This window comes from Nocardia sp. NPDC060220 (genome assembly GCF_042727815.1).
Taxonomy (GTDB): Bacteria; Actinomycetota; Actinomycetes; order Mycobacteriales; family Mycobacteriaceae; genus Nocardia.
In genome coordinates, this window is the sequence record NZ_JBHWZY010001182.1 from 1 (window position 1) to 1676 (window position 1676).

A 1676-nucleotide genomic window follows, 5' to 3' on the forward strand; every position below is an offset into this window, starting at 1 on the left:
TCCCCGCCGATCTGCTGGTCGGCGAGCAACTCGACGCACTGGTCGAAGCGCTGTCGCGGGCCGCGCATGTCGACATCACCGCGGCTCTGGTGCCCGCGGCGACGGAGGAGATCCCCGATGCGGCCCAGCGCGCCCACGAACTCCTGGACATGGTGGAGCGTCTCGACAGCGCCCCCGGCCTCTACCGCTTCGGCGACCTGGCCCTGGAGTACCAGCTCACCCGCCCCGGCCCTGGTCGCGCCCGGCTCGGTGAACTCCTCGCCCCCCTCGACAACCACCCCGAGCTCTACGAAACCCTGCGCGTGCACATTGCCAACAACATGAACCGCCAGCGCACCGCCCGGCTGCTGCACATCCACACCAACACCGTCGACTACCGCCTGCGCCGGGTAGCTCAACTCACCGGCCTCGACCCGGCCCAGTCCTCGGGCCTGTGGCAACTGCGTTCCTCGATGATCGCCCGCAGCTTCCACACCGGCCCCGCCCCCCACTCCACCGTCACCGAAGCCAGAATTCCCCGGCGCCCCGCCCCCCATCCCTACTCCGACCTGGACGGCATCCGCTCGGCCTGAACCCCGCCTCGGTCCCCGGCGCCGCGACCCTGAAGTTGTCGCGATGCCGGGGCTTTCGAACGCCGATCCCGCACTCCGCCAAGCGAACACCGGACGGCGCATCGAGAAATACAGTGAACCTGGTTTCGTTCTATGGTTATATAGACCAAAACTAGGAGGGGTGATGACCGCCGAGTCGGTAGAGCAGTTGTGTCGAGCGATCGAGCAGGGCGCGTCGCCGAAGTACCTGGCGTTCTGGGGGCACAGCCCACGTCGCGACGGGACGATCGGCTCGAGCAGCCTGAGCCAGTGGTGGCCGGCGACATTCGTTGTCGACGGTGTGGAATTCGCCAGTGCCGAGCACTACATGATGTGGCGCAAGGCGATGCTGTTCGAGGACGCGGCTACCGCGGCGAAGATCCTCGAGGTCGGCCATCCGAGCCAGGCGAAGAAACTCGGCAGGCAGATCTGTGACTTCGACGAAGATATCTGGGAGCGAACGCGATTCGACATCGTGGTCGCGGGGAGCGTGGCCAAGTTCGGGCAGGATGACGCGCTGCGGGAATATCTGGTCGGTACCGGTGCGCGGGTGCTCGTCGAAGCCAGCCCGGTGGACCGGATCTGGGGGATCGGGATGGCCGCCGATGATTCGGGTGCGCTGGATCCCGTGCGGTGGAAGGGGCTCAATCTGCTCGGGTTCGCGTTGATGCGGGCGCGGGACGAGTTGGTTCGCCGGTAGATAGCGGTCCATCGCTACTTGTCGGTGGGCGTTGTTAGTCTGTGGCAGACGAACGGTTCGGGAGGAATCGGGCGTTTCGGCAAGCGAGAACTGTTGTGGCCGGAAATGTCTCGGCGCTATGACAGGTTCGCTGAACGGTGTCGCGGCGATGCCGGAAAGCTATTTCCGGGGAAGTCGGCCGCCGTTCATGATTGGTTCGGCTTCGAGGCACGGAGTCGGTATTTCGACGGGGAGAATCTCTGATGTCTGTTGTGGGCAAATATGCCCTTGGTGTGGCCGCGCTGTCCGCGGTGGCGGGGGTGACCCGGGTGTAAGCCCGGGCCCCCGCCCCCGGGGGGGGTGGTGTTGGGGGAGCCCCCGCACCGGGGGGGGTGAAAATAAAAAAA

Annotated in this window: 2 protein-coding genes; both read left to right on the forward strand. The window is 65.9% G+C overall.

The annotated features are described in order from the left end of the window. The coding region (locus ACFWF3_RS35050) for a PucR family transcriptional regulator (protein WP_379318402.1) at positions 1-572 on the forward strand (572 nt) is incomplete at its 5' end. A gap of 163 nt (positions 573-735) precedes the next feature. Next, a complete protein-coding gene (locus ACFWF3_RS35055) occupies positions 736-1290 on the forward strand; it encodes an NADAR family protein (protein ID WP_379318404.1) in 555 nt (184 codons plus the stop codon). Positions 1291-1676: the final 386 nt, after the last annotated feature.